The sequence below is a fragment of the Paenibacillus sp. FSL H3-0329 genome, from assembly GCF_037963285.1.
GTDB classification, from domain to species: domain Bacteria; phylum Bacillota; class Bacilli; order Paenibacillales; family Paenibacillaceae; genus Paenibacillus_AQ; species Paenibacillus_AQ odorifer.
This window is the reverse complement of the sequence record NZ_CP150150.1, coordinates 1,212,261-1,239,211: the sequence shown is the minus strand read 5'-3', so window position 1 is coordinate 1,239,211 and position 26,951 is coordinate 1,212,261. Positions and strand designations below refer to the sequence as shown.

Here is a 26,951-nt window from a genome sequence, read left to right as displayed (position 1 = left end):
TCTCCTATCTAAAAACACAACCTGTTCAAGATAAATACATCCTGAGCAAGGTTGTGTTTTTTATCAGCTTAGGAGGATGCGGGTTTCCCCTCGCCCCTTAGTTCCTGTATTTGTCGCTGCAAATTAACGATTTCTGCCACTAGCGCTGCATTTTCCGCCTCAGAATCCACACTGCTACTCTGAATCAACTGATTCAGACGCAGCTGCAGAAGGGCAAGGTCATCCTCCCGAGCCTGTTCTATACCAGTAAGCAGACGGGTTCTGTCTTTTGCGAAGTATTCAGCATACGTTCCTTGAAAAAACTTTGGTGCCTGAGACGGCTCTAATATCACCAAGCGATTAGCCACTTTAGAGTGAAGATAACGGTCATGAGAGACCATCACTAGTCCACCGGGATACACCATCAGTGCCTCTTCTACACGTTCCCTAGTGTCAATGTCCAGATAATTAGTGGGTTCATCTAAGACCAATAAATTCGCTTTTCCAAAATACAACTTGAGGAAAGCCACACGGCATTTCTCCCCCAGACTCAAATCCCCAATCCGTTTAAATACATCGTCCCGCGTAAATAAAAAGCAACCCAAAATTGTCCGCGCCTCCGTCTGGGTCATTCCCGGCAGTTCAAGCAAGCTATCCAGAATCGTAGAGTTCATCTCTAAGTTATCTAGCTCTTGTGCAAAATAACCGATTGTCGTCCGTGGATGCAGCCGCACTTCACCTTTTGTAGGCTTATTGATCCCTGCAATTAATTTCAACAGCGTAGACTTTCCAACACCATTAGGACCCAGAATAGACAATCGGTCTCCCCGGTTTAGCGACAAGTTGAAATCCCATAGAAAAGGCGCACTCCCCTCATACGCAAACTCTATCTCACGGAGTGTCAGTAAAGAATCTGCCAGAAACTCTTCGCTTTCCAGCTTCATCTTCAGCTTGCCAGTCTCGCGGGGCAATTCTACACGGTTCTTATTTAACCGTTCCAGCGCAGCTTCCTTGGCATGGAAACGAGACACATTCTTCTTGGATTTCGAACGCAGGAAATCGTTTTGTCCGGCAGCACGATGCGCTTGCTGGAACCATTCTGCATACCGCCTAATGCTCTCCAGCAGCTTCTCCTTTTCTTGCTCCTGCTTTTTATATTGTCCCTCCAATGTTCTCAACTCTATAGTCTTCTGCTCCCGGTACTGTGTATATCCACCCGAATAACGCCGGCATCCCTCCGGACTAAGCTCCAGCACAGACGTCGCAGTTCGATCAATAAATGTACGATCATGTGATACATAAAACACCGTTCCAGGGTAGTTGCACACCCAATGCTCCAACCACTCCATCGTTTCTCCATCTATGTGATTGGTCGGTTCATCCAGAATCAATAGCTTGGGCTGCCGGGCTAATAATGCTGCTAATTGCACCCGTGTCTTTTGCCCTCCACTAAGTGAGGCGTATGGCAAATCCCAGACTGCATGTTCAAGCTTGAGCTGCTTTAGACTTTTTTCCGCTTTGACCTCCCAGCCATATCCATCAAGCTGCAAGTAACCATCGTACACCTCTGCATATTCAGCCAACTCAGCTTCGTTATCAGCTTTCTGCTCCTGCAATCTCTGACTGAGGGCTTCCAGCTGGCGTTTTAATTCAGGCAGCTGCGCTGGCCCTGAAAGAACGTATTCCAATGCGGTTACTTCCCCTGGTACCTCAAGCTGTTGATCGAGCACACCCCATTCTTCAGATGACAGGCCATGATAGATACTTCCCTCTTCAAAAGTAAGCCGACCGATCAGCCCCTTAAGCAGTGTGGTTTTGCCAATCCCATTTCGTCCAAATAAAAGCACGCGCTCTCCTTCTGCTATCTCAAAGGATACCTCCTTAAATAAAGGGATCCCGTTCCATTCCTTACGTAAATTCTTCGCTTTAATTACAGTCATCTTTCATTCCTCCGATTTCATTGCAAATAAAAAACCGCAGCCAGCGGTCTGCGGTCGAATAGCGTATGAAGGGGGAATGTGCCCAGACATGGATAGACTACGGCCGTGATCACCTGCTGGATGCAGAGTAAACCAACACAATAGATAGAACTATCCATATAAAAGCATCGTAAGGCCCCCGACCGACACACGTATCCCTGACCGTTATCACCCTGCGCGGGTGCTCCGTGACTTGTGCATATGCACTTCACAAACTTTATGGTCTGTTTCAGGAAACGTGTTAGTTATTCATCAGTCGGTGGCCCTCCGTAATTGTCCGCATTTTTAGAATAAGTACAGTATATAACAATTTAAATCAGAAATAAAAGGTCAAGAACAATTATAACTTAATCTTTACCACCTGAGTCTGCGCATTCCACTGCACCTGAACAGCAAATAAATCAGGCAAGATACTCAGCGGAATTAGTAATCGGTTATTTTCATTGCGTGACGGTAAAATCGTAATGGATTTTCCATTCACAATAGCCTTATTGGATAATGGCTTATGTGTCACCGTACGATTGCCGATCGTAATTAGCAGTGCACCTGTCCCCGCTTCACTCTGCAAAGTTCCACCCAGTAAGGCCACGGATTCTCTCAGCGGAACAAACACACGGGAATTTTCCAATATAAAAGGATCCTTCAGCTTTGTTGTCGTCCCATTGATCTCAAAAATCCCCGCAAACTTATTGCTTCCTACAGAATACCCGTTTTTAGTTGCAATATTCTCCATAGCCAGTGTGCTCGTTGTAATGATAACTCGAGTATTCTTGGCTACTTTTGGATACAGCCAATGAATATCATCATTATGCATTCGAATACAACCAGCGCTAACATACTTCCCTATCGATGACTCATTATTATTGCCGTGAATCGCATACGTCGTGCCATAGGTCCCGTTCACTTCCAGCCCCAGCCAGCGGTCGCCAAGCGGATTGGCCGGATCCCCACCGGGAATTTTCTCTTTGTAGTAGGGTCTGTTTTTTACTTTAACCACCATTTTGAAGCTACCTTCTGGCGTCAGTTCCTTCGACTTCCCTGTGGCAACCGGAAAAGTCTTCACCAGCTTGCCGTCACTGAAATACGCGAGTTTGTTTGTTTTTTTGTTCACGATGATCAGATCTGAGCCAGCAGCTTCCACCCTTCCAACTCCTGTAAAGCAAGCAGCGAACAAAAGCCCAAATACAAGCATCAGTTTAATGTTCCGCTGTAAAAAAGTTTGAAACCGGCCTCCCGAAAAGCATAAATTCATCTTGCTCCACCTCCGTTATATAAAGACGAAATCATTTCAAATATGTTGCGTACCAGCCTGTACCTATTCTTTTCAACTCGTCCCCTCCCGCTTGACGCAGAGATTGCAATACTGTAACCAGTGAATGCACGACAAAAAGCCGACCTTTGGATACGCAAAGATCAGCTAACGCATACACACATAAGTTGCGGACCCTAGAGCCCCTATTTGCAACTTTTTCGCTGTTTTGGGATGCTATCGGACTCCAGAGACCCTATTTGCATCTATTTCGCTGTTTTGAGATCCTATCGGACTCCAGCGCAGTTATTTGCTCAAATCACCTCGAATCCCTTGCTTTTCACGACCAATAGTGTCTCTCGGGTCCGAAACTCGCTCAAAAAGACCTAAAACACGCGAATAGCTGCATCTGAGTCCTTTAGCACAGTTCTACCTTGTTCTTTCCTATGTCTCTATCATTTCTGCCCTATGTCTCATACATTACTGCCCTACGTCTCATACATTACTGCCCTACATCTCATACACTTCTGCCCTATGTCTCATACATTTCCGCCCTACGTCTCATACATTTCCGCCCTACGTCTCATACATTACTGCGTCCGCTCATTTGCCCGTTACCGTTAGCACAGTTACCTACCACATCTGCACCAAAACTCCACCATTTTTCCACCACTTCTCCACCACTTCTCCACCACTTCTCCACCACATCTCTACCACATCTCCACCACATCTCCACCACATCTCCACCACATCTCCACCACGCTCCGCTCCAGTCCCAGACTAACTGCGCTGCACATTTACCCGTATCCCATTCTACCGAAGCTCAACGCACCAGCCCCCAAACTAACTACGGTTTTACCATCGAAGATCAGCTAGCGCATAAGCACATTAGTTGCGGACTCCAGAGACCCTATTTGCAACAAATCCGCTGTTTTGAGATGCTATCGGACTCCAGCGCAGTTATTTGCTCTAAACACCTCGAATTCCTTACTTTTCACGACCAATAAGGTCTCTCGGGTCCGAAACTCGCTCAAAAAGACCTAAAACACGCGAATAGCTGCATTTGAGTCCGTTAGCAAACTAGTTCATTTTTGATTGGTAGTTAGTTAGTTAGTTAGTTAGTTAGTTAGTTAGTTAGTTAGTTAGTTAGTTAGTTAGTTAGTTAGTTAGTTAGTTAGTTAGTTCGTTCGTTTTTAGTTCGTTTTTAGTTGGTTTTTCGTTCGTTTCTTGTTTCATTTCTGGTTTAGTTACTAGTTCGTTCCCAGTACATTTCTGGTTAGTTTCTAGTTCGTTTCTTATTAGCTCCTACTCGTCTCTACCTCCTCCCTATCTCTTTGCCAGCTCATTTCTACTCCCTTCCGCTCTTCCGTTCTTTCATTCCGATCTTCCGTTTTCCCCTCCCGCTCTGCCGTTCTCCCCTTCCGCTCTTCCGTTTTCCCCTCCACCCCCACTACACACAAAAAAAGCCTTGATTCTCTTAATAGAGAATCAAGGCTTTCTAAATTGACCTTACACCCACCACATACCCTGAGGTTGGTCATGAATAAGAATGGATTGCAAATTGGTTACTGCACGTTGGAAGCCTTCGTCAACCGTCATAAGAGGGTCTTCATGCTCGATGCTCACCACGTAATCATAACCGTAAGTGCGCAGCGCGCTCATGATATCTGACCACTCAGATATGCTGTGCCCACAACCAACGGAGCGGAAGGTCCATGCGCGGGTCTGCACATCGCCATAAGGTTGCATATCGGTCAAACCATACATATTGATGTTGTCCTGATCCAAGTAAGTATCCTTGGCATGGAAATGGTGAATCGCGCCAGCTTTACCGAGAATCTTAATAGCACCTACAGGATCAATACCTTGCCACCACAGATGGCTCGGATCCAGATTGGCTCCGATAGCATCGCAGGTTGCTTCTCTAAGCTTCAAAATCGTATAAGGGGTGTGGCACAGGAAGCCGCCATGCAGCTCGATGCCGATCTTAACGCCATGCTCCTCGGCCAGCTTGCCGATTTCCTTCCAGTAAGGGATCAGCTTATGTTCCCACTGCCAGGTTTTGATGTCGCTGTACACGGTAGGCCAAGGCGTGACTGGCCAGTTCGGTGCTTTTGCCTCATCGCTGTCCCCAGCCGTTCCCGAAAAGGTGTTCACGACCTTAACACCCATGAGTGAAGCCAGCTTGATCGATTTACGGAGAATTTCATCCCCAGCGCGGGCTTCTTCTTTATCTGGTGAAATCGGGTTATTATGGCAACTGAAGGCACTGATCATAATGCCACGTTTCGTGAACTTTTCCAAATATTCTTGACGTGCTGACTCGCTGGCAAGCAGCTCATCTGTCGGACAGTGAGCATTACCGGGATTACCACCCGAGCCGATTTCTACCGCATTCAAACCTGCGGCGGCGATTTTATCTAACATCTCGTCAAGACTCAAGCTTCCAAATACAGGATCAAATACGCCTAATTTCATTTATACGACCACCTTTTCTTTGATAGGCTCTAAGGCTTCAGAATGTCCGTAAACCGGATAGTCACGTTTCGTTGGGGCACACCAGTTCACGCCATTGATGATAACTTTTTGAATATCCTTGTTGTAATAGGTTGGGTAAGATTCATGACCAGGCTGGAAATAAAAGATCTTCCCGCTGCCTCTACGGTAGGTCGATCCGCTTGGGAAGACGTTGCCGCCTTCGAACCAGCCGACAAATACAAGACTCTCTGGTGCTGGCACATCAAAATGCGCACCGTACATTTCCTCTTGCTCCAAGTCGATGTATTCACCAATACCCTCAGCAATCGGGTGACTTGGGTCCATGACCCACAGGCGCTCCTTCTCCTCAGCTTCACGCCATTTCAGATCGCAGCTGGTGCCCATTAATTTCATAAAGATTTTGGACATATGGCCCGAATGAAGCACTACAAGTCCCATACCTTGCAGCACTCGCGCATGTACACGGTTTACAATCTCATCACTTACTTCATGATGGGCGATATGTCCCCACCAGATCAGTACATCCGTGTTATCCAATACCTCTTGCGTCAGCCCGTGCTCTGGTTCATCCAGCGTAGCTGTCTGAGTGTCCAGTCCTGCTTCTTGAAGGAAGCTGGCCAGTTGTCCATGAATACCTTGCGGATAGACCTTAAGAATTCTTTCTTCCTGCCGTTCATGACGGAATTCATTCCATACGGTTACTCTTGTCACTTGGGACACACTCCTAGTTCATATTTATCTATGACCATCGAATTTGCTTAATTATTCAAAAAACACAGGCATTCCAGTTTCAGAGGATTTATAAATAGCCTCCAAGATGCGAGTCACAACCAACGCCTGCTCCGGCTTCACTACAGGCTCGGTGTCATTTACAATGCTGTCAATCCACTGAGCTGCCTCTATCATCGCAGGATCATCTCCCGCACCATCATAAAAGTCGACGCCACCGGCATCCAGACCGATATGCTTTTCAAATGTTTTACCGTAGGCTTCTCCGTTAATGCGCAGACCGTTCTCCATATCTGCTCCGCCTTCAGTCCCACAAAGTACCGTTTTGGCCTCACCGACATCGAGTGTATTCAGTGCCCAGCTTGCTTCTAAGACGATGGTAGCCCCATTCTCCATAGTGATGAATCCAATGGCGGAATCCTCAACTGTAAACTTCTCAGGATCCCACGGGCCCCAAGCATTTGCAGCATTTTTACGACCGGACAGCTTATGATAAGCGTTGCCCACGACATATTTAGGTTTGTAATTATCCATCATCCACAGGGTCAAATCGAGCGCATGGGTGCCGATATCAATCAACGGACCGCCGCCTTGCGCTTCTTCATCCAAAAACACACCCCAAGTTGGGACAGCGCGACGACGGATAGCCTTAGCTCTGGCGTAATAGATCTCACCAAGCTCATTATTCTCACATACCGCATGCAGATAAGCTGAATCTGGTCTGAAACGGTTCTGATAACCGATGGTCAGCTTTTTCCCAGTTCGCTCTGAGGCCTCGATCATCGCTTGTGCTTCTGCCGTGGTTTTAGCCATCGGCTTCTCACACATTACGTGTTTGCCTGCTTCCATAGCCGCAATGGAAATCTCCGCATGGGAAATGTTCGGCGTACATACATGAATCACATCTATACTTGCATCGTTAAGAAGCTCTTTATAATCTGTGTAAACTACGGACTGCTCATCTCCAAACTCCGCTTTTGCCTTCTCGGCACGTTCAGCGACGATATCACAAAAAGCAACCATTCGCGCACCTTCTACTTTTTTTAACGCGGGCATGTGCTTGCCGTTCGCAATACCTCCGCAGCCGATAATTCCTACTGTTAAAGTCATTCTGGTCTAACCTCCACTTATTCCTGTTTTGATATCTCTATCATACAAAGCTGAGGAAGGGCTTTCTTCCTGCAATCTTGCTGTATTATTCCCGAATATTGTCTTGTGGTATTTCAGCGGGGATATCCCCGTTGCTTCCTTGAAAAAATGATGGAAGGTCTTCACGCTGCCAAACCCGGCTGCTTCCGCCACGGCAGACATCGGCAGATCTTCATTGATCAAGATCCATTTGGCTTTGTTAAGCCGGTATTCATTTAAGAACGCGATAAAGGTCATGCCCGTGTTTTTCTTGAACAATTTGGTGAAATAATAAGGACTAAAACCCATATAATTAGCTACCTCATTCAGCGAAATAGCCTCCTGATAATGCTGCTCCACATAAATAAAAATCCGCTCTAGTCTTTCCAGTGTTTCTCTGGATTGATTCAGTGTATCTTCCGAGAACTTAGGCTGTTTCTTGATCGGACTCTTTGGCACCTCCCGTAAAATAACGGTCAGCAGTTCAAACAATCTAGCCTTGATTAGAAAAACATACCCTTCTCTTCGCTGTACATCTTCCTCGTAAATACTCTCAATCAGCCCTTTGACCTTCGCGGCAGTTGCCACGGGCCATCTTGAACTGGAATACTCCATAAGCGTAAAGACCTCACGAAGTGAGTAGTCATTACCGTTCAAAGCGGCTACTTCCTGGAACAAATTCAGGTCAAATTGAATCACTACCCGTTCACTCTCAGGTGAAGAGAGAAAATAATGCACATCCCCACCATTGATAAACTGAACCTCGCCCTGCTCCATGTGAATAGGGGTATCGTTAATTCCCAGATTCAGGCTTCCTTTGGTAACATAGATAATTTCAATTTCTTTATGCCAATGCGGATAACACAACGTATCACCATTGCAGAGTAAACTGCGGTAAGGAAAGTGCTTATCTACATCCGGAATCTCGAGATAAATATTCATAAATGCAACTCCTTATCCGAGTAAATCATTAAAACCAGGGCTTGCATGCCATATTTTAAAATTTTACGTAAGCGTTTACTCTCTAAATGTTAGACCTCCAATATTCTTTTGTCAATTCCGATATTTCTAAGTAAATTTTTGGTATATACATCGGTATCATTCCTATTAAAAGATTACTGCTCTTGCGTAGTTTTGATCATTTTTTTATTTTTTAAGTACAGTTGACAAAAGCGCCTACCAGCATTTATATTCGGGGTAAGCGTTTACGTTCTCTTCCTTCATAACTTACTCTCATCAGCGTAAGCGTTTAATTCAAGGATAACCGTAGTTTAAGGAGCTCATAGGAATGAACCCAACGATTAAAGATGTTGCACAGAAAGCGAACGTTTCCATTGCCACAGTCTCTCGCGTGCTAAACAATTTAAGTGGGTATTCGGACAAAACGAAACAAAAGGTAAATGAGGCGATCAAAGAAATTGGTTATCAACCCAATGCGATTGCCCGGGGTCTAATCAATAAGCGTACACAGACCATTGGTGTTATGTTCCCTAGTGTTTCTGGTGCCTTCTCTTCCGATCTGCTCAAAGGTATTGAAGAATTGGCCAATGACCGGAACTACAGTGTGATGGTATGCAATACCGATCAGGACGGTAAAAGAACGTTGAAGTATTTGCAGCTCCTGAGAGAGAAACAGGTTGATGGCATTATTTTTTCGAGTGAAGTCCTTAAGAAAGAATATTACGATGTGCTAGAAACCATGAGGATCCCCGTTGTACTGGTCTCTTCCCAAACAGAATTCGCCAAGGTCCCTTATGTGAAAGTAGATGATTATCGAGCTGCTTTTGACGCTATCCTCTACTTAATTTCAAAAGGTCACCGCAAAATAGCCATGATTAGTGGGAACCCTAGCGATCTTATCGCTGGTGCGCCAAGAGCAGAAGGTTACAAGCATGCGCTTGAAGCAAATGGCATTCCTTTTGACAGCCGCTATCTTGCTTACGGAGATTTTTTGTATGAGAGCGGAAGTATAGCTATGGAGACTCTTTTGGAGCAAGCGCCTGATGTGACTGCCGTTTTTGCTGCTAGTGATGAAATGGCGATTGGTGCCCTCTCCACCGTTATCAAAAATGGTCTAAGCGTGCCCGAGGATATCTCCATTATGGGATATGACGATCTTGGATTAGCCAAAATGGTTATTCCGCCTTTAACAACAGTACGCCAACCGCTGTACGATATTGGAAAGATCGCCGTGGAGAAGCTCATTCAGATGATTGAAACAGGCGAGTCTGTGAACAGCCAGATTGTCGATCACACAATTGTGGAAAGACAAACGGTAAGATCGCTTACCTAAGTCTTTTTATCAATATTACGTAAACGTTTACTGTCTCTTTTATGGCATACCCGTCGCTTAGAAGAACATGCATATCATTTAAATTTGCAATCAACGTAAACGTTTACTCTTACCAAATTCACCATAATACCAACACATTATTAGGAGGATTTATCATGAAAAAAACAATTAAACCCGTAATGGTTAGTCTACTGGCTATGTCCGTGCTTAGCGCCTGCGGTAGCAATAGTGGTAACAATGCGGCTGACAACACATCTAGCGGCGGGAACTCCTCCGGTGACAAGGTGAAAATCGAGTTTTTCCAAAATAAGACCGAAGCCAAAGCCACCTTCGACAAGCTGGTTGCGAAATTTAATGAAGCCAATCCGAACATCGTAGTCACTCAAGTGAACCCACCGGATGCCGAAACCGTGCTGAAGACTCGTGCAGCTAAAAAAGACATTCCTGACGTGGTCGGTATCGGTGCCACTGACACCTACAAAACATTATCCGGAAGTGGTCTGTTTGAAGACTTCTCTAGTGATCCACTTGCTGAAAGTATCCAGCCTGCTTATGTTCAAATGCTGAAAGACCTGACGGGTTCTAGCGAGCTGAATGGTCTTCCATTCTCTTCGAACGCAAGTGGTGTCATTTACAATAAAGCGATGTTCACTGAAGCCGGCGTTACTGTGCCAACCACTTGGGACGAGTTCATTGCCGTCGCTCAAAAGTTCAAGGACAGCGGTAAAAATGCTTTTTACCTGACCCTTAAGGATTCCTGGACAACCCTTACGCCGTTCAACTCCCTCTCTACAATCATAAAAGGCAATGATTTCTTCAAGCAGCGTACTGAAGGTACTGTGACTTTCGCAGACAGCTTCAACGAAATTGCTGAAAAGCTGCTTAAGCTGACGGAGTTCGGTCAGAAAGATATTTTTGGAAAAGGCTACAATGACGGCAACACAGCTTTCGCAAAAGGTGAATCTGCAATGTATCTGCAAGGGGTATGGGCGATCCCAGAAATCGTGAAGGCTAATCCATCCATTGAGCTTGGTGTATTCCCTTTCCCAGCGACAAATGATGCTGCTAACAATAAGGTCATTTCTGGCGTAGACACATTGTTGACTATCTCTAAGAGCACTAAACATAAAGAAGAAGCTAAAAAATTCGTGGAATTCCTGCTCCAGCCTGAGAATGTCAGCCTCTACATTAACGAGCAAAAAGCATTCCCAGCTGTGCAAGGTGTAACACAAGATGATCCGACAATGGACGGCTTCAAAGCAGCATTTACCTCAGGTAACTTGGCCGACTTTGCGGACCACTACATCCCAAGTGCCATGAAAGTGGATACCATCAATCAAGCCTTCCTGCAAAAGAAAGATGTTGATGCGTACCTGAAACAGCTTGATAAAGAATGGGATAAGGTAGCTGACCGGAAATAACAAGACCTGACAAATAAGAGCCGAGAAAGAGAACGGGACTCCCCCTTCTCTTTCTCTTTTCCAAGGAGGATTACATGATGGCCAAACGCCGAGTCGCCTTTTATCTAATGACTATACCGGCATTGCTTCTTTTCTTTGCCTTTCACACCTTTCCTGCACTGCAGGGTATTTATTATTCGTTCACTAACTGGGACGGCTTCAGTGACAGCTTTGATTACGTAGGATTTAAGAACTTCATTAACATTTTTCAAGACGAAAATGTGCTGAATTCATATGTGTTCACTTTTAAATATGCCATCTTAACAACTATTCTCATCAACATCATCAGTTTGTTGATTGCGCTTGGGCTTAACGCCAAGATTAAAGCCAAAAACTTTTTCCGCGGTGTATATTTCCTGCCTAATATCCTCAGCGTATTGATTGTTGGTTTTATTTTTAACTACTTGTTCGCTAATGTATTCCCTATTTGGGGTGCGAAGCTCGGCAGCGAATTCCTATCACAGAACATTCTCGGTAACTCGGACTGGGCTTGGATCGGTATCGTCATTGTAGCCGTTTGGCAGGGGATTGCTTATAACACGATTCTCTATCTCGCGGGCCTTCAAACCATTCCTCATGATCTTTACGAAGCTTCCAATCTGGACGGCGCTAGCCGCTGGAGAGAATTCTGGAGCATTACGTTCCCAATGCTTGCTTCCTTCTTCACCATCAATATGGTGCTCGCGATGAAGGGCGGTCTAATGGTATTCGACCAAATCGTTGCCTTGACAGGCGGGGGTCCAGGTCGTTCAACGCAATCCATTGCCCACTTAATCTACACAGGCGGCTTCCAAGGCGGAGAATTTGCCTATCAATCGGCGAACGCCGTGATTTATTTTATCGTGATTGTCGTTATCTCCGCCCTTCAGCTTAAATTTCTGCAGAAACGGGAGATGGACTTATGATCAAAAAATCAACCAACTGGCCTGTAACGATTCTTATCGCCCTAGGCTCACTACTGATCCTGTTTCCGCTGTACATGACCATTGCCATCGCACTCAAGAATCCCGAGGAAATGGCTCAATCTATCTTCTCGCTGCCAACTGGCCTGCATTTTGAGAACTTCTCCAATGCGATTAAAGCAACGAATTTCTTCAATGCATTAGGAAATAGTACCGTGATTACCGTTACAACAGTCGTGTTCATATTGCTTACCAACTCCATGGTAGCCTATGCTATTGCACGTAATATGAAGCGAAGATTTTTCAAAGTGCTGTACTTCTATTTTATCAGCGCAATGTTTATCCCTTTCCAGATTATCATGCTGCCTGTGGTCAAAGTGACTACGGATCTACACATGAACAACATTGTAGGGATTATTATTCTATACGTCGTTTATGGTCTGGCCTTTAACGTGTTTGTTTACACCGGTTATATCCGTTCCATTCCGTATGAACTGGAAGAAGCGGCTACAGTAGACGGCGCATCGACCTTTGGAACGTTCTGGAAGATTATTTTTCCACTTCTTGCTCCTGTTAGTGCAACGATCGGTATCCTGTCTTGTCTATCCACTTGGAATGACTTTATGCTACCGCTGGTTCTGCTCGGCGATCAGGATTCCTACACACTTCCGCTGGTACAATATGTATTCCAGGGGCAGTTCAGTACAGATTTCAACTTAGCTTTCGCTTCATATTTGCTCGCATTAACCCCGATGCTCATCGTCTATTTGTTCGCACAAAAATGGATTATCAGCGGACTTACATCAGGGTCCATTAAATAAAATAGCTAGATCTATATAGAGATAGGAGATTACAACCTTGGATAAAAAATGGTGGAAAGAAAGCGTAGTGTATCAAATTTACCCTCGCAGCTTTAAAGACAGTAACGGGGATGGCATTGGTGATCTGCAAGGGATTATCTCGAAACTCGATTATTTAAATCATCTTGGTGTCGACGTGGTGTGGCTGTGCCCAGTGTACCAGTCGCCTAATGACGATAACGGTTATGATATCAGTAATTATCAAAGTATTATGGATGATTTCGGAACGCTCTCCGATTGGGAGGAACTGCTTGCTGGTCTTCACAGCCGTGGCATGAAGCTGATTATGGACCTTGTGGTCAACCATTCCTCAGATGAGCATGCTTGGTTCGTAGAGTCCCGCAAATCGCAGGATAATCCTTATCGTGATTATTATATCTGGCGTCCGGGTAAAGACGGACAGCCGCCGAACGACTGGGGCTCCTTCTTCAGTGGATCAGCTTGGGAATACGATGAGAAATCGGAGGAATATTACCTCCATCTCTTCTCCCGTAAACAACCTGATCTAAATTGGGACAATCCAAAGCTCCGCAAGGAAATCTACGATATGATGACCTGGTGGCTGGATAAAGGAATTGACGGCTTCCGCATGGACGTAATCAACCTGATCTCCAAAGTACCGGAATTACCTAGCGTTTCTGGGGAAAGTAACGGAGAACAGCCTACGTACCACTTCGGTGGAGACTATTTCGTTAACGGTCCACGCGTACATGAGTATATGCAGGAAATGAACCGTGAGGTGCTATCCAAGTACGATATCATGACCGTGGGTGAAGCCGTTAATGTCACTCCAGAAGAAGCTTCACTGTATGTTTCCGAGGATCGTAACGAGCTGAACATGGTATTCCATTTCGAGCTCATGGACGTCGATTCCGGTCCTGGAGGTAAATGGAATGTACAGCCTTGGAAGCTGGCGGACATTAAGTCCATTATTTCCAAGTGGCAAGTCGCACTCGACGGTAAGGGTTGGAACAGCTTGTATATGAACAACCATGATCAGCCACGTATGCTATCCCGCTTTGGTGATGATAAGCTGTTCCCGAAAGAGTCTGGCAAAATGCTAGCAACACTGCTTCACACGCTCCAAGGTACACCTTACATCTATCAAGGTGAAGAAATCGGCATGACAAATGTTCAATTTGCTTCCATCGATGACTACAAGGATATTGAAATTGTAAATATGTATAAGGAATACTTGGCTGCCGGACACTCGGAAGAAAAAATCATGAATTCCATTTACATCAAAGGTCGGGACAATGGCCGTACGCCGATGCAATGGAACTCGGAACCGCAGGCAGGCTTCACTACCGGCAATCCGTGGTTGGCTGTGAACCCTAACTACAAAGATATCAACGTAGAGAAGGCACTGGCTGATCCCGATTCTATTTTCCACTACTATAAGAAGCTAATTGAACTGCGTAAGCAGCATGAGATTATCGTATACGGAAACTATACAATCTTGGCCGAGGAGAATGAGCAGGTATACGCTTATCTACGTACTCTTGGAGAAGAACAGCTACTGGTTGTATTGAATTTCTTCGGAGAGCCTACGACTTTCGAACTTCCTTCTACTGTGAAATTCCAAGCGAAGGAATTGCTTATTGCCAACTACGAAATAAATCCAGAAGAAGAACTAAACACAATTCAGCTTCGTCCTTATGAAGCTCGTGTATATAAGCTTAAATAATTTAAATAAGGAAGAAGTCCTCGCGACTTCTTCCTTTTTTTGATACTACTCTGTCTGAAGTTGATTCACTGACATTAATTCCAAATCATCAGCATCAATTTGGCCGTCCCCGTTCAAATCTAATATATATGGAAATTGTTCTGGATCGTCTCCTAATGAACGGTCTAGTTGTCCCCTAAGCAAAGACAAACCTGATCCATGAACGAGATGACCATCAATTAAAGCTGCTTTCCCCGCTTTATCAATAAACAGGGAGTGCCCGTCATACAACACCAGTTGCATCCCTTCATCTTCAATCATCAATACACGAAGTACGTCCGTTCGTCCTGTATACTTCGCAACTGATTTGACTGTAAAGCCGGACGCCTCTGCATTAGGCTCGATTTTACTAACGAAGTAGACCCAGTCTCCTTCTTTATAGGATACAGGAAGTGTACTGTCCGTTACTTGAACAGTAATCTTATCGCTGTTGGCGAACTGAACGATATTTCCGTTGTTCGCGGAAGAACGAACATTCGTTGGATCCCATAACGCTTTTGAATACAAATCGTCCATAATTTTTCCGGGTGTAGTAACAAATCCTGTGCTTAGCGCCCCCTCATCTGCAGTGGATAACCATGTCGGCTTGGCTGCTCCTCCAGCGGGTGCATTCTCCGCCTTCAACATCGGGAATCCGGTAATTCTGGCCGTCCCCGCCACAAAAGCAGGTGCTGATACAGAACCGCTATCCTGAGCTAAATCGAGCAGTGGCGTACCGTCCGTGCCGTAAAGACCATTAATACGAATCCGATCAAGCTCATTCTCCCCCGGAATATACACCCGATTTGGTACAGACATATATGGCAAGCCGATCAGTTCACCAAGTGATAAATAGCTTTGAGCAGATCCGAACCGGACCGCTAAAAGATTATATAACGATTTGCCGTCGGTGATGTAATATTGCTTCGTCAAATTAACTCCATTCGCTGTCGTACCTTCATCTTGGTGTACATAATAAGAAGGAAGCTCGTGACTCACTGTAAGCTGTTTGATATCATCGTATTTCCAGTTTCCGTCAGCCCCTTTTGCATACCAACCGTTCACCCGATCGATTTTTGGGAAGCCTGGTTTATCGGGATCATCCTTTCCGGTATCGTGCAGGCTCTCCATGAAATCGGTGCCGGATACAGAAATATTAAGCGGCTGCTTGGAATCGGCTTTAAAATAAATCGATACCTCTCCTTTGCGCATGCTGCTATCTTCCAGCTTCTGCTGCTGAGTACGATCCCACGGATATCGCTTGATTGTTTCGTACATTTGCAGCGGACCATGTACCGCTAGATGTCCCAAATTGGCTGTATCCCCGTATGACATTACAGGAGAGCCGAACGATTTGATCAAAAAACGACCGAGATCCGCTTGCAGTGCATGACCCCAGTACGAAAGCCCTGAAAAGTTCCCCATATTATAAGCTGAGCTGCCGCCCTCGTTATGCCGTGATCCCGCAAAAATCCACCCATCCGCAGACATGCGAATGTTGAAATAGTTCGCCATTTCCAAGCCATCCTGATATAGCAGTTCCTTCACATCACCATAACCAGCATCCTGATCGGGAAGAGCCTGCATAATACCGGCTAAGTCGCTTAACGAAACGCCCGCATAACTCACGTCAAATCCATTAACTTCGTAAAAAATATCATAACCATCGATATTTTGCCGCGCGGCCTTGCGCATGCCACCAGACACTATCGGGAGATTTGTGCCGTCGATGCCTGCCGCATAATAATCGCGAATTTCTCTTTTCAACGCATCATCTTGAACCAGGTTCGCCATCTGAATCCCACCTAACAAAGCGACAAGTGATTGGTTCATAGACTGCTGTGTATTGAATTGGCTTACCCGAGTGAGCCAATTCCACATTGACAAAGCTTTCTCCTTGGCGTCCTCCATTTGCTGTGGCGTAAACAAGTCGTCTCCATACTCGATAGCCGTAGCCAAGTTATGCAGACCAAAGGCTGTCGTTGGATAATCTGCACCTGTAGTAGCACCACTTACGCTGTATGGAACATAAGCTGCCCCACTGTTAGCCTGACCGGGCATTAACTTACTTGCATTAGCAATATTATCGATTGCAGTGACTCTACTATTTAAATAAAAATCAAGTCCGTCTCTAGCACGTTTGGCAAGCATCTCGTCTGTTTTGCCGCCGCGGACCCAGTTGAAAGCGAGCAGCCCTATCGTGCCGAAGCCCGCCTCCGTACTGCTGGCCTGTTGATCTACACCAATGTATGAGACATTATCAAAAACTACCGTGCCTTGGGCATGATTGCTCCGCAGTTCGATCCGCACATAATAAACGGGATATGGAGTATCAAAGACGCCATTGATCTCCATCCACTCTCCCCCTGTCGAATCTCCATAAAAGCTCTGGCTGCCGATTTGCTCCTTCCTTTGATTAAGATAGATAAGACGAGCTTCTACGCCATGTTCTTCGGTAGAGGTAAAACCCGGTTCTGTTTTGTACTTCACGTTGAAAATGCGATAATCCCCACCAAACTGCCGCGTCCCGTTACCAGATGCGGACAGCGTATTGCTCAGTAGAGCGACAGCCGAGGTGGATGAGGACACAATCCAGCCACCCTTTCCACTATAACCTCCAGCGACCGACGGTGTTATGGAATCCACCGATCCGCTTTCTGTCACCGGCATCCATGAAGCAGACGATTCAAATCCGGCGTTCGGAACTGCTGCTGTTCCTTTCGTTGCATATGGAATCTGATCGCTTCCAACCGATGTGTTCACACGCATCAGACGGACACCATCCCACATTACGGTTCCTTTACTCTCATCCAAGCCTACTTGCACAATAATGCCAGCAGGCTGCTGTGGAGGAACCGTCACAAGCCCGCGAATCTCTTGCCAGTCTACCGCATTGGATGCAGCATTGGATGCAGCATTGAACACATAAGGGTCTCCAATCGGGGTACCACCCTGATCCACAAATGTCACTTTGCCATAAATTCCCCGACCTTGTGGTGTTGTCATAACCTGATCCGCTTTATAAAAAGCGCTGAAAATCATCAGGCTGCCAGGCTTTAGCGTTACATCAGCGGGATTTGTGTAGTCCACCAAAACATGTAGCGGATTACTTATATGCTGTACGAGCGCAGCACTGCCAAATGAATGCGCTGTCATTTCAAAGTAACTCTTACCCTCCAGAGCCGCAGAAACATCCTGTTGCCAAGCGACACTTACCTGTTCTGGTGCTCCTTCGGCTTCGTCAATAATACTCCAGCCTTCCGCTATGCCAGATGCGCCAGACTCAAAACCGTAATTATCTGTAACGTTTCCTGCGGTTAAGGTATCTCCTGTGACATATACTTTTTGCGGATAATTGTCAAAACGTCCATCAGGCTGCTGATTGGCAATTAGGTTCTGTTCAAAAAAGTCCAGCATTACTTCACTTCTGGCCAAATCAGGATAGACATTGTCTACCCTATCGTAATAGATCGGTGTGTCCTGTGTCATGGTCGTTAGCCCGACAGCTTCCACTGCCGGACTAACGGCAGTGATTGTAAGCAGTATGGTGAGTACCAGCGAGTACCACCGTTTGCTTGGGTTTCGTTTCAATCTATCCTTCATAGTTGACCTCCCACACCTTAATATTTACTTACATGTTTTTGTTGGAGCGAGCGTGAAGCTGCTCCTCCTTTTACACCGACCATATCGGCGCTCCCGCTTCGAGCTTAATTTCTATCCTTCCAGCAGCCTGCTCCATCGTTTGACGGAATGGCAATACCCCAGTTGGCACCTGTAATTCCAACTTTTTGCACGGATCCTCATAAGCAAGCTGTAACTGCCCCTCTTTGTTTACCGTACTTATACCAGCAAGCTTAGCAAGTATTTCTTCCTCTGAACCATTCGCATTTTCAACCACTAATCCGAACGCAAGATGTGCTTCCTTTAGTTCAGTTAACTTCAACTCCTTAATTGCTCCTTCATATAGGATGATTTCCAGAGAGGTTGTTGTTTCTTCTTCGATCACGCGAAGCTGCGGTATATAAGCTCCAAAACGGTAATCTTCAAACACAAGCCCTATCGTTACATATGGAGAACGGATTAACAGCGGTTTGCCCGCTTCTATCTGCTCCGGCATCACCAGCTGACTTCGTTCTCCACCGAATTCAAATCGAAAGAGTAAGGAAGTAGCTTTAACCACTCCATGAATAGGGTCCAAGACAAAATGTTTGTCACCATGATCCGCACAGAAATGAGCGATGCCAAGCAGCATACCACGATGCTGAACCGTGTGTAGCAATCCAGAACTAAAATCATATTGGTCATGAAGACAGCGGAAACGCAGGCTGGAAGCATGCCCTCTCTCTCCCCAGTACGCGGTCAGTGGTCTGCGCTGATTCCACAGATCACAATGGTTGAAAGAACCAAGCGCTAATTCAGGCGTCAGGTAAGAAGATGCAACTACCGGAATAGCTCCTTTAACTATCACCTTTTCCGAGTATGAAGCAGCGCGTGATTCCTTAAAATAAGACACATACTGTTCCGGCATATTTAACCCGACACGCACCCAAAGCGCGCTGATCTCCAGCTCATCCTCATCCAAGAAATGGAGACGTCCCTGCCCTGCAAGCTGTAAGAATGACAATAATCCCTTTCCTTGCAGCGTTTCGTATGATCGGCTATGGGGTCCTGCCCATTGTCCAGTAGTGCTATGATAATGTTCAGCGATGGAAGCCCACGCCATGTCATGCAGCTCACGGATCATCTCTAAACTGGCTGTGTCCCGTATATGTCTGAGCATAAGTGACAAATCTTCAATCGCTACAATGGTATAAGTCGGACTATTGTACTCCGTAAATGCACCATGCAGTGTGCAATATTCATGCAGAAGCTTCAATTTACTCCGTCCGTAAGTGAACAAGTCCTTGTTGTCGAGCAATTCCCCTGCAAGCAGTGCTACGTAAGTCCCCATGATACAAATATTCGTATACGAAGGTAATACATTGCGCTCTTTAATTAATTCAGCAGCTGCCTCCAGTGAATTCTTAATTCGACCCTGTAGCTCAGCCGGCAACTTATCGCCATGATCCACATAGGCCTGAATGAGCGCTTTCCCACAGAAGTCAGCCCAATTGCGATCAGGAGAGGCCATATCGGCGACTGATTCTTCCATATAATAAGGCCAAATTCCGTAATAAGGGTGTTCTCTATCTAGTTCCTGGAAGTCGAGCAGACAGCCGATCATTTGCGCCGCAAGTTCGGCATCGCCCTCATCTTGGCGGTCTAGTAAAGATAAGGAAAAATAAAACGATTCACGAATCAAATGAACCTCTGCGTCGCGCACATTAGTATGATAATTGTAGGCTGGGCCTCTCCTAGTCTTAAGTGCAAGCCACTGCTTGTCGAAATCCTTCCACTGCTTCTCTATAACATCTTTATAGACTTGTTGGATTGATGAATTCATCATATGTCTTGCCCTTCCTTTACAGAGGATAATTTGAAAATATCCCCCGGAAACCGGGGGAGAAGCTTTATTTTTTAGCGTTTTTCAGTGCTTCATTAAATTCTTGCGTCACTTTTGTACCATCTTTGTCCATGAACGATTTAAGCGCGTTGTCCCATTCCTCAGAGCTCAATTGACTCATGACGTATTTCACTTTGGCTTTTACAAGATCCATGTACATATCCGGAGTGTTTTGTTCTGTAGGGGAATGAAGTCCGGCGATGGGGCTTACTTTCAGATGCTTTAGCAAAATATCGTTAGCAGCGATTTCCAGTGCCAATGTTTCAGGATCATCCGAATCTTTTGTATAGTTCGTGTTCTCCGGATTCGGAAGTGCTTGAGTTGGCAAAATGTATCCGCCTCCAAGTTTTTTCAGCTTATCCTTATCGGTCACTTCAACACTGCCGTCACTGTTCGTTTTGAAGGTAACGCCATCAAGCCCATAGTTTTGCAATTTGTTGTATTTCTGTACACCGTCTACAACATAACCATTTTCCATGGACGGACCGTAGTCAAGCCATTGCAGAATCGTCTTCACTTTATTCTTATCTTTCGCGGCCTCAGCACTGATAAAGATGACACCTACATTACCCGGACCAGATACGACTCCGCTTTCGCCATTAGGTCCAACCGGAGGTTCAAATGCAGTTAGCTTAGCCCCAGGTGTAGTCACTGGAACGGTCGAAGTAAAATTACGGATCATCGAAACAAAGTCGAAGGCAATTCCGCCTTTTCCGTTTTTGAAAAATTTATCCTGTGCCTCATTCGCTTGGTTCAAGACGAAATCAGGATCAACCAAGCCTTCGCTGACAGCTTTTTTCAGCCAATCCAGATAAACTTTATATTCAGGCATCGCTTCGTTCATAACAAGCTGACCATCCTTCAGCACCCAGCCCGAGCCATCAAGACCGAAACTGTATAACAGGTCGCCTGTTCCCCAAAATTCCCGTCCATTGAAATCGCCTGCTCGACCAGTAATTTCACCAAGCTGCAGCCCATACGTATCCTTCTTCCCGTTGCCGTCCGGGTCATTATTTGTCATCGCCTGCATGGTAGCGTACAGCTCATCCAATGTCTTCGGAACAGGCAAGTTCAATTTATCCAGCCAATCTTGGCGGATCAGCGGCGCGTTTGGAGCAGCAAGCAATGAGCGTGCAATAGGAATACCATAAACCTTCCCATCATAGCTGACATTATCATAATGAAGCTGGGTATATTTCAAATTCGGATACTCCGAAATGTACTCGTCGAGCGGAGCGACGGCTCCTTGCTTGATGAGCTTGATCGCGGTTGCATCGAAATTAAAGGTAAATACATCAGGCATCGAGCCAGAAGCGACCATCGCATTGAATTTTTCCTTAAAATTAGAGTTTGGAATCGGTGTGAATTTTAGATCCATATTGAACTTTTCATTCAACCATTTGATCCCTTCATTGTTATTAACATCTGGAACCGTGTTCACGTTCATCGAGAATTCAATCGGTACTGGCTTGGATGGAGCATTGGCAGTTCCCTCAGAACTACCTCCCTTCGAATTGCCACAGCCAGACAAGATGAGCGTTCCCCCAATCAGGGCAGTGAAGCAGGTATAAGCATTTTTTCTAGACAGCATTTTCATTTGATATTCCTCCTTGGAATAAATCGCTTACTTTAATTATCGAGGGGAAATCTACCCTTTGATTGAACCGATCATGACACCCTTCACGAAATACTTTTGTAAAAAAGGATAAACAATAACAATCGGTGCTGTAGCCACAATGATCATCGCCATCTTGATAGGTTCAGCCAGCTGCATCATTTGATCCTGATCAATCATAGAAGCGTTAAGCTCCGATGAACTCAATACCAGAAGCACTTGGCGCAAGAACACTTGCATAGGCCATTTGAGTGGGTTGTTGATATACAATATCGCTTGAAAAAATTCATTCCAATGTCCGACGGCGTAAAACAGGATCATGGTCGCAATGATTGGCATAGACACCGGAATCACAATGCGGAAAAAGGTACCGAATTCCGTACATCCGTCAATCGTCGCTGACTCTTCGAGCCCATCTGGAATCGTCTGCATGAACGATTTTACGATAATGATGTTAAATGCACTTGCCGCTCCGGGAATGATAAGCGACCAAAGACTGTCCAGCATCCCCAGATCTTTAACTAGAATAAATGTTGGAATCATCCCGCCACTAAATAGTGTAGTAAAGAATACCATCATAAGCATCGGATTACGGAACGGCAAATGCGATTTCGATAGTGCATACGCGAGGGTAAATGTAACGATTAGATTTAGTGCTGTTCCTACTACGGTGATAAAGATGGTAACGCCCAAAGCCCGAATTAAATCCCCTTGTTTGAAAATATAGCTGTATGCCTCCAGTGACCAGCCACGCGGCCAGAGAACAAGACCCCCTCTGCTCAGCCCAACCCCGGTAGAGAGCGACGAAGCAAGCACATTGACAAAGGGTAGCAGCATGGCAGCCGACACAAGGGCAAGTAGTACATAGTTCAAGCGGTCAAACAATCTTTCGCCAAGGGTTCTTTTGAATCTCATAATTTCACCTCTTTAGAATATTCCTTCTTCACCCAGTTTTTTGGTCAGCTTGTTTGCACTCAGAATTAAGATGAGTCCTACCAGAGAGTTGAACAAACCCGCCGCTGAGGCAAAGCTGAAGTCCCCTTGAAGAATACCCTCACGGTACACAAAAGTAGGAAATACATCACCAACATCCATAACGAGCGGATTCAGCATCAAGAAGATTTGCTCGAAGCCGACATTAAGGATATGGCCGAGCTGCAGTAACAGCATCATGATGATGGTTGGGCGGATCGAAGGAAGCGTGATGTTCCACAACTGGCGCCAGCGGCTTGCCCCATCCATTACCGCTGCTTCATAGAGTTCAGGTGATACGCTGCTTAGTGCAGCGAGAAAGATGATCGTTCCCCACCCTGTTTCCTTCCAGATATTTTGGAGTACGATGCTTATTTTAAATAGCTCAGGCATCATCATCCAATTCTTGACCGTTCCTCCGAGCATGACTACAAGTTCATTGACGAAGCCCGTTGAAGAAAACATCAGTGAATAGATCCCTATGACGATGACCCACGATAAGAAGTGAGGTAAATAGACGATCGTTTGTACCCATCGCTTGTAAAGTGCATTCCGAACCTCATTCAGTAAAAGCGCCAGTACAATCGGTGCAGGAAAGAAAAAGATAAGCTTCAGCACACTGATCACGAGTGTATTACTTAGCAACCTGATAAAATTGTCCCCTTGAAAGAAGTCAATAAAATGTTTAAACCCGACCCAATCACTTCCAAAAAAACCCTGAAACGGACTGTAATCTTGAAACGCGATCAACACGCCCCACATTGGCACATAATGAAAAATAATAAAATATATGATGCCGGGAAGCGCGAGCACATACAACCTGCGATAGCGATACATGCTGCGCAATATCGATCCCTTTCGGGGGCTGGTCAGAGGTGACGCTGACTTTTGTAAGTTCATACCTAACCCTCCAGAACAAAAAATAGCTTTCGTTTACTCATTTCCGAAGCACTCCGAAAACAGCATCAACACAAGCCCTTGACCATACAAGGTCGGTATACGCTCAATCGTTTGATACGCCTCGATGGTCGGCATGATCGGTGTCCCTCCGGAAACACTGCTCACTTCTCCGGCAGTATTAATACATCTCAAAACACCCTTTAAAGCTTTTAACACGTGTACTCCATAGGTTTCTTCCAACAGACCTGTACGGATAGCCAGCAGTATTCCGCAGGCAATACCCGCGCTTCCCGACGTTTCCTGGTAAAAGTCTGTCCGGTCCATTACCGTGTGCCATAGACCGTTGCTGCTTTGGTATTCGATCAAGCCATCCATCATGCGCTTGTAGCTAGACCTTATATCAGACGGGATCGTGACTAGTCCTACGATGTCCTGCAAGATTTCAGGTACGGCTATACAAACCCATGCATTCGCCCGCGTCCATCTGGCAGCGGATAAATGATTTCTCTCGGCACTGTTCCAGCCGTGAAATAGAACCCCGGTCACTTCGTCCTGCAGCAACCGCATATGCAAGCTGACCTGCTCCAAAGCCTGTTTTGCAAGATCCGAATCTTGCGTTAATTTCGCTGTGCGGGCAAGCAGTAGTACAGCCATAAACATTGTATCTGCCCATACCTGCTCTGGGAAGCTACCTTTCTCCGTGACGGTATGCTCAAATGCACCTTCTCGCGTTCGCGGAGCCTCTCGTACCATCCACTGAGAGATTTGTTTCGCTTGGTCCAAATAATACGTTTCTTTGGTTAATTCATACAGCCTGGGAAAAATGGCGAACGGCGCCATCGAATTAATAACTTTCGTACGTCCTGCTTTTTCTTGATTTCTTTCGACCCATCTAATTAAATAATCAAGAACTTCCTGGTTTCCCGTCTTCTCGTAATAATGCAGCAATGCCATCGTACCTACACCAGGGACCCAGTCCCATTCATTGATGTTCATTCCCCAATCGGTCGATCTGCTTTCCGTCATATATCGATACACACGATCAGCGGCATGTCTTATTTGTTCATTCATTTCAATAATCATTTCCTTAATTCCACTCCTCTGGTTGAATACCGCCATACAATATATCGCCACCTCCCAACGGCGCTATTAGCGGCCTGAATCCAAGTATATTATGAAAACGGATGCAATTCTCTCGATGAATTGCGTAAAACCATACCGATATTGCTTTATTGATTACGAGCCTATATGATGTATGAAAGCGCATTCTAATACAGGAGGAGTGGAGTATGGAAGACCGAGCTTACCAATCGACTGACGTTTTCGTGAACAATAAATTGCAAGAACTACCCATTCATATGAAGTATAGAGAAACTGAACAAACCTTTTACATGAACTTCCATTCCCATGCCGGATTTGAGATCTATATGTTTCACGAAGGCAGTGGTTATTTTTTAATAGAAGAAAATATCTATCCGCTTGAAGGCAACGACTTGATTCTGATAAGCTCCCTAGAATCTCATAAAAGTTCGCCTAAGCTGCAAGTACCCAGCACACGTACCGCCATCCACTTTCTCCCTGAACTCCTGGATTCTGAAATTCAGCAACGATTTCTTCGTATGTTTGACCGCAGTAACCAGCATAGGCATATACGAATGAGCGGTGAACGTCTGCGTCATTTCGAATATCTCCTAGATCGACTGCAAGAAGAATATGTAAAGCTGAATACTGGTGACTTTTTGGCTATGCGAATTTACCTCAATGAGATGCTACTTGAAATACACCGCCTTGTGTTTAACGGAGAAGAGCATGGTCTTGAGCCCATTGAGAGAAATACAATCAATGTCAAAATCGAAGAAGCGGTAAAATATTTATCCAAAAACTTCACCACGGATATTTCGCTCGAAAAGCTTGCACAGGATTTATATATCAATCCGTATTATCTGTGTCATTTGTTCAAAAAAACGATTGGTCTGACTATAACCGATTTTCTAATCCAAACACGGATTCATCACGCCAAGCGGCTGCTCACAAATACTAGCATGCCGATCACAGAAATCTCGGAAGCCGTGGGTTTTAACAGTTTCTCCTATTTTGGTCGTGCTTTTAAAAAGATCGTCGGTACAACGCCGCGCACCTATCGCAATAAATCCAAATAACAATTTGTATAGCCCTTATTGCACAGCAAAAAGGAGCCACTCGGCTCCTTTTTGTTTTATTTGCTTGTAAAAACTTTAAAAATCCATCTTATGTAGCCTAACCTTCAGTATTTATAATCCCATAATGAATTAGGTCATCATATTTATTTTCTTTATAGATATGCTGCAATAAAATGCCTTCCTCCACCATTCCACATTTTTGCATCACTCGCCCAGAGCCGGGATTTGAAGCAAAGTGTCTTGCAAATACTTTATGATAATGCTTTTCTGAAAAAGCAAACGCAATGATCGCTTTTGCTGCTTCAGTCGCGTATCCTTTCCCCCAATATTCCTCACCGATCCAATATCCTACTTCACCATTTCTGTATGCTTGCTTATTTGTCAGTCCTATAGCTCCATAAAGCTCGTTTGTACTCTTATCAGTAATGGCAAACTCATAATACATATTATTGATAAAATTCTCTTCATGAGCTTCAATCCAGGATATTGCACATTCGATAGTGTAAGGATAAGGTAGAGTCAACGTACTTTTGTAGATATTATAATTATTGCAGAGGTCAGAGACACGTTTTGCATCAGATAATTCAAAGGGTCTCAGTATCAATCTTTCGGTCGTAATTGTTCTTTTCTCTTGATTAAACATTGTTTTACCTCCGCTCAAGAATCTCCTGCACAATTGGCATCGCCAAACTCATATTCTCTGCTTCGATTACTATCGCTGTTAGTCCTGTCTCTGTGCGTGTCTCATGCCACTCGCCCTTGTCCCAATACACAGCTGAGCCAGCGCTAACTGAAAGCTCTGTTTCTTCCCCTGCTCTGACCCAGCCTTCTCCGCTAACGACAAGAAATAGCTGTGGAACCGGAGCCTGATGCCAGCCAACAAGTCCATTCACACCCAAGTGCATACAACCCACATGCGGAGAAACCGCCTCTGTCAGTATTCTCGACATATAAAGCTGCTGGCTTCCGAACGCATCAATAGATTTACCAGCTTCTTTGGCAAAGCTATATACTATCAT

General features: G+C 45.2%; 21 protein-coding genes. 6 read left to right on the top strand and 15 right to left on the bottom strand.

What is annotated here, in order from left to right; all coding sequences use genetic code 11:
* Positions 1-68: 68 nt before the first annotated feature.
* The 7 genes from NSQ66_RS05350 to NSQ66_RS05320 all read right to left on the bottom strand — a co-directional run bounded on the left by NSQ66_RS05350 (position 69) and on the right by NSQ66_RS05320 (position 8,505).
* On the bottom strand, positions 69-1,919 hold the full coding sequence (locus NSQ66_RS05350) for an ABC-F family ATP-binding cassette domain-containing protein (protein WP_076141943.1): 1,851 nt from the start codon (positions 1,917-1,919) through the stop codon (positions 69-71).
* A gap of 379 nt (positions 1,920-2,298) precedes the next feature.
* Positions 2,299-3,210, bottom strand: a complete 912-nt coding sequence (locus NSQ66_RS05345) for a L,D-transpeptidase family protein (RefSeq protein WP_051491127.1) — start codon at positions 3,208-3,210, stop codon at positions 2,299-2,301.
* Between the two features lie 580 nt (positions 3,211-3,790).
* Complete coding sequence (locus NSQ66_RS05340; RefSeq protein ID WP_170914278.1) at positions 3,791-3,937, bottom strand: hypothetical protein; 147 nt, start codon at positions 3,935-3,937, stop codon at positions 3,791-3,793.
* Between the two features lie 779 nt (positions 3,938-4,716).
* The gene (locus tag NSQ66_RS05335) at positions 4,717-5,685 is read right to left on the bottom strand and encodes a sugar phosphate isomerase/epimerase (protein WP_036680409.1); all 969 of its coding nucleotides are present in this window, start codon (positions 5,683-5,685) and stop codon (positions 4,717-4,719) included.
* On the bottom strand, positions 5,686-6,417 hold the full coding sequence (locus NSQ66_RS05330) for a ThuA domain-containing protein (protein ID WP_038569006.1): 732 nt from the start codon (positions 6,415-6,417) through the stop codon (positions 5,686-5,688).
* 51 nt (positions 6,418-6,468) lie between these two features.
* Positions 6,469-7,545 carry a Gfo/Idh/MocA family oxidoreductase gene (locus NSQ66_RS05325; RefSeq protein ID WP_038569004.1) on the bottom strand — a complete coding sequence of 359 codons (1,077 nt, stop codon included), beginning with the start codon at positions 7,543-7,545 and terminating at the stop codon, positions 6,469-6,471.
* Positions 7,546-7,551: 6 nt separating this feature from the next.
* Positions 7,552-8,505, bottom strand: a complete 954-nt coding sequence (locus tag NSQ66_RS05320; protein WP_052096809.1) for an AraC family transcriptional regulator — start codon at positions 8,503-8,505, stop codon at positions 7,552-7,554.
* Between the two features lie 346 nt (positions 8,506-8,851).
* Here NSQ66_RS05320 and NSQ66_RS05315 point away from each other — a divergent pair, with 346 nt between their 5' ends.
* From NSQ66_RS05315 to NSQ66_RS05295, 5 genes are all read left to right on the top strand, one after another.
* Positions 8,852-9,856, top strand: a complete 1,005-nt coding sequence (locus NSQ66_RS05315; protein ID WP_036680403.1) for a substrate-binding domain-containing protein — start codon at positions 8,852-8,854, stop codon at positions 9,854-9,856.
* 155 nt (positions 9,857-10,011) lie between these two features.
* On the top strand, positions 10,012-11,277 hold the full coding sequence (locus NSQ66_RS05310) for an extracellular solute-binding protein (protein WP_038569000.1): 1,266 nt from the start codon (positions 10,012-10,014) through the stop codon (positions 11,275-11,277).
* A gap of 77 nt (positions 11,278-11,354) precedes the next feature.
* Entirely contained in the window at positions 11,355-12,221 is an 867-nt protein-coding gene (locus tag NSQ66_RS05305; protein ID WP_076141942.1) for a sugar ABC transporter permease, read from the top strand.
* Positions 12,218-13,039 carry a carbohydrate ABC transporter permease gene (locus NSQ66_RS05300; RefSeq protein ID WP_170914277.1) on the top strand — a complete coding sequence of 274 codons (822 nt, stop codon included), beginning with the start codon at positions 12,218-12,220 and terminating at the stop codon, positions 13,037-13,039. The genes NSQ66_RS05305 and NSQ66_RS05300 overlap by 4 nt, the downstream gene beginning before the upstream one ends.
* A gap of 37 nt (positions 13,040-13,076) precedes the next feature.
* A complete protein-coding gene (locus NSQ66_RS05295) occupies positions 13,077-14,765 on the top strand; it encodes an alpha-glucosidase (RefSeq protein ID WP_036680398.1) in 1,689 nt (562 codons plus the stop codon).
* Between the two features lie 45 nt (positions 14,766-14,810).
* Here the strand turns inward: NSQ66_RS05295 and NSQ66_RS05290 are convergent, their stop codons facing one another.
* The 6 genes from NSQ66_RS05290 to NSQ66_RS05265 form a co-directional block, all read right to left on the bottom strand.
* On the bottom strand, positions 14,811-18,386 hold the full coding sequence (locus NSQ66_RS05290) for a hypothetical protein (RefSeq protein ID WP_042124678.1): 3,576 nt from the start codon (positions 18,384-18,386) through the stop codon (positions 14,811-14,813).
* Between the two features lie 70 nt (positions 18,387-18,456).
* A complete protein-coding gene (locus NSQ66_RS05285; protein ID WP_036680394.1) occupies positions 18,457-20,229 on the bottom strand; it encodes a hypothetical protein in 1,773 nt (590 codons plus the stop codon).
* Positions 20,230-20,293: 64 nt separating this feature from the next.
* Positions 20,294-21,883: an extracellular solute-binding protein gene (locus NSQ66_RS05280; protein ID WP_042124676.1), complete on the bottom strand. Its 1,590-nt coding sequence runs from the start codon at positions 21,881-21,883 to the stop codon at positions 20,294-20,296.
* 51 nt (positions 21,884-21,934) lie between these two features.
* Complete coding sequence (locus tag NSQ66_RS05275; RefSeq protein WP_036680390.1) at positions 21,935-22,816, bottom strand: carbohydrate ABC transporter permease; 882 nt, start codon at positions 22,814-22,816, stop codon at positions 21,935-21,937.
* Positions 22,817-22,828: 12 nt separating this feature from the next.
* On the bottom strand, positions 22,829-23,773 hold the full coding sequence (locus NSQ66_RS05270; RefSeq protein ID WP_036680389.1) for an ABC transporter permease subunit: 945 nt from the start codon (positions 23,771-23,773) through the stop codon (positions 22,829-22,831).
* A gap of 33 nt (positions 23,774-23,806) precedes the next feature.
* On the bottom strand, positions 23,807-24,892 hold the full coding sequence (locus tag NSQ66_RS05265; RefSeq protein ID WP_231574052.1) for a glycoside hydrolase family 88 protein: 1,086 nt from the start codon (positions 24,890-24,892) through the stop codon (positions 23,807-23,809).
* 170 nt (positions 24,893-25,062) lie between these two features.
* Between NSQ66_RS05265 and NSQ66_RS05260 the strand changes: the two genes are divergently transcribed.
* Complete coding sequence (locus NSQ66_RS05260) at positions 25,063-25,932, top strand: helix-turn-helix domain-containing protein (protein ID WP_036680388.1); 870 nt, start codon at positions 25,063-25,065, stop codon at positions 25,930-25,932.
* A gap of 97 nt (positions 25,933-26,029) precedes the next feature.
* Here NSQ66_RS05260 and NSQ66_RS05255 read toward each other — a convergent pair whose 3' ends face one another.
* Together NSQ66_RS05255 and NSQ66_RS05250 are read right to left on the bottom strand one after the other, a co-directional pair.
* On the bottom strand, positions 26,030-26,575 hold the full coding sequence (locus tag NSQ66_RS05255; protein ID WP_036680387.1) for a GNAT family N-acetyltransferase: 546 nt from the start codon (positions 26,573-26,575) through the stop codon (positions 26,030-26,032).
* A gap of 4 nt (positions 26,576-26,579) precedes the next feature.
* A complete protein-coding gene (locus NSQ66_RS05250) occupies positions 26,580-26,951 on the bottom strand; it encodes a cupin domain-containing protein (RefSeq protein WP_036680386.1) in 372 nt (123 codons plus the stop codon).

What these genes read in the sequence shown, in the direction of transcription:
- NSQ66_RS05350 (WP_076141943.1), bottom strand. Translation starts at nt 1,919, where the DNA reads ATGACTGTAATTAAAGCGAAGAATTTACGTAAGGAATGGAACGGGATC.
- NSQ66_RS05345 (WP_051491127.1), bottom strand. Translation starts at nt 3,210, where the DNA reads ATGAATTTATGCTTTTCGGGAGGCCGGTTTCAAACTTTTTTACAGCGG.
- NSQ66_RS05340 (WP_170914278.1), bottom strand. Translation starts at nt 3,937, where the DNA reads ATGTGGTGGAGATGTGGTAGAGATGTGGTGGAGAAGTGGTGGAGAAGT.
- NSQ66_RS05335 (WP_036680409.1), bottom strand. Translation starts at nt 5,685, where the DNA reads ATGAAATTAGGCGTATTTGATCCTGTATTTGGAAGCTTGAGTCTTGAC.
- NSQ66_RS05325 (WP_038569004.1), bottom strand. Translation starts at nt 7,545, where the DNA reads ATGACTTTAACAGTAGGAATTATCGGCTGCGGAGGTATTGCGAACGGC.
- NSQ66_RS05320 (WP_052096809.1), bottom strand. Translation starts at nt 8,505, where the DNA reads ATGAATATTTATCTCGAGATTCCGGATGTAGATAAGCACTTTCCTTAC.
- NSQ66_RS05315 (WP_036680403.1), top strand. Translation starts at nt 8,852, where the DNA reads ATGAACCCAACGATTAAAGATGTTGCACAGAAAGCGAACGTTTCCATT.
- NSQ66_RS05310 (WP_038569000.1), top strand. Translation starts at nt 10,012, where the DNA reads ATGAAAAAAACAATTAAACCCGTAATGGTTAGTCTACTGGCTATGTCC.
- NSQ66_RS05305 (WP_076141942.1), top strand. Translation starts at nt 11,355, where the DNA reads ATGGCCAAACGCCGAGTCGCCTTTTATCTAATGACTATACCGGCATTG.
- NSQ66_RS05300 (WP_170914277.1), top strand. Translation starts at nt 12,218, where the DNA reads ATGATCAAAAAATCAACCAACTGGCCTGTAACGATTCTTATCGCCCTA.
- NSQ66_RS05290 (WP_042124678.1), bottom strand. Translation starts at nt 18,386, where the DNA reads ATGAAGGATAGATTGAAACGAAACCCAAGCAAACGGTGGTACTCGCTG.
- NSQ66_RS05285 (WP_036680394.1), bottom strand. Translation starts at nt 20,229, where the DNA reads ATGATGAATTCATCAATCCAACAAGTCTATAAAGATGTTATAGAGAAG.
- NSQ66_RS05280 (WP_042124676.1), bottom strand. Translation starts at nt 21,883, where the DNA reads ATGAAAATGCTGTCTAGAAAAAATGCTTATACCTGCTTCACTGCCCTG.
- NSQ66_RS05275 (WP_036680390.1), bottom strand. Translation starts at nt 22,816, where the DNA reads ATGAGATTCAAAAGAACCCTTGGCGAAAGATTGTTTGACCGCTTGAAC.
- NSQ66_RS05270 (WP_036680389.1), bottom strand. Translation starts at nt 23,773, where the DNA reads ATGAACTTACAAAAGTCAGCGTCACCTCTGACCAGCCCCCGAAAGGGA.
- NSQ66_RS05265 (WP_231574052.1), bottom strand. Translation starts at nt 24,892, where the DNA reads ATGGCGGTATTCAACCAGAGGAGTGGAATTAAGGAAATGATTATTGAA.
- NSQ66_RS05260 (WP_036680388.1), top strand. Translation starts at nt 25,063, where the DNA reads ATGGAAGACCGAGCTTACCAATCGACTGACGTTTTCGTGAACAATAAA.
- NSQ66_RS05255 (WP_036680387.1), bottom strand. Translation starts at nt 26,575, where the DNA reads ATGTTTAATCAAGAGAAAAGAACAATTACGACCGAAAGATTGATACTG.
- NSQ66_RS05250 (WP_036680386.1), bottom strand. Translation starts at nt 26,951, where the DNA reads ATGATAGTATATAGCTTTGCCAAAGAAGCTGGTAAATCTATTGATGCG.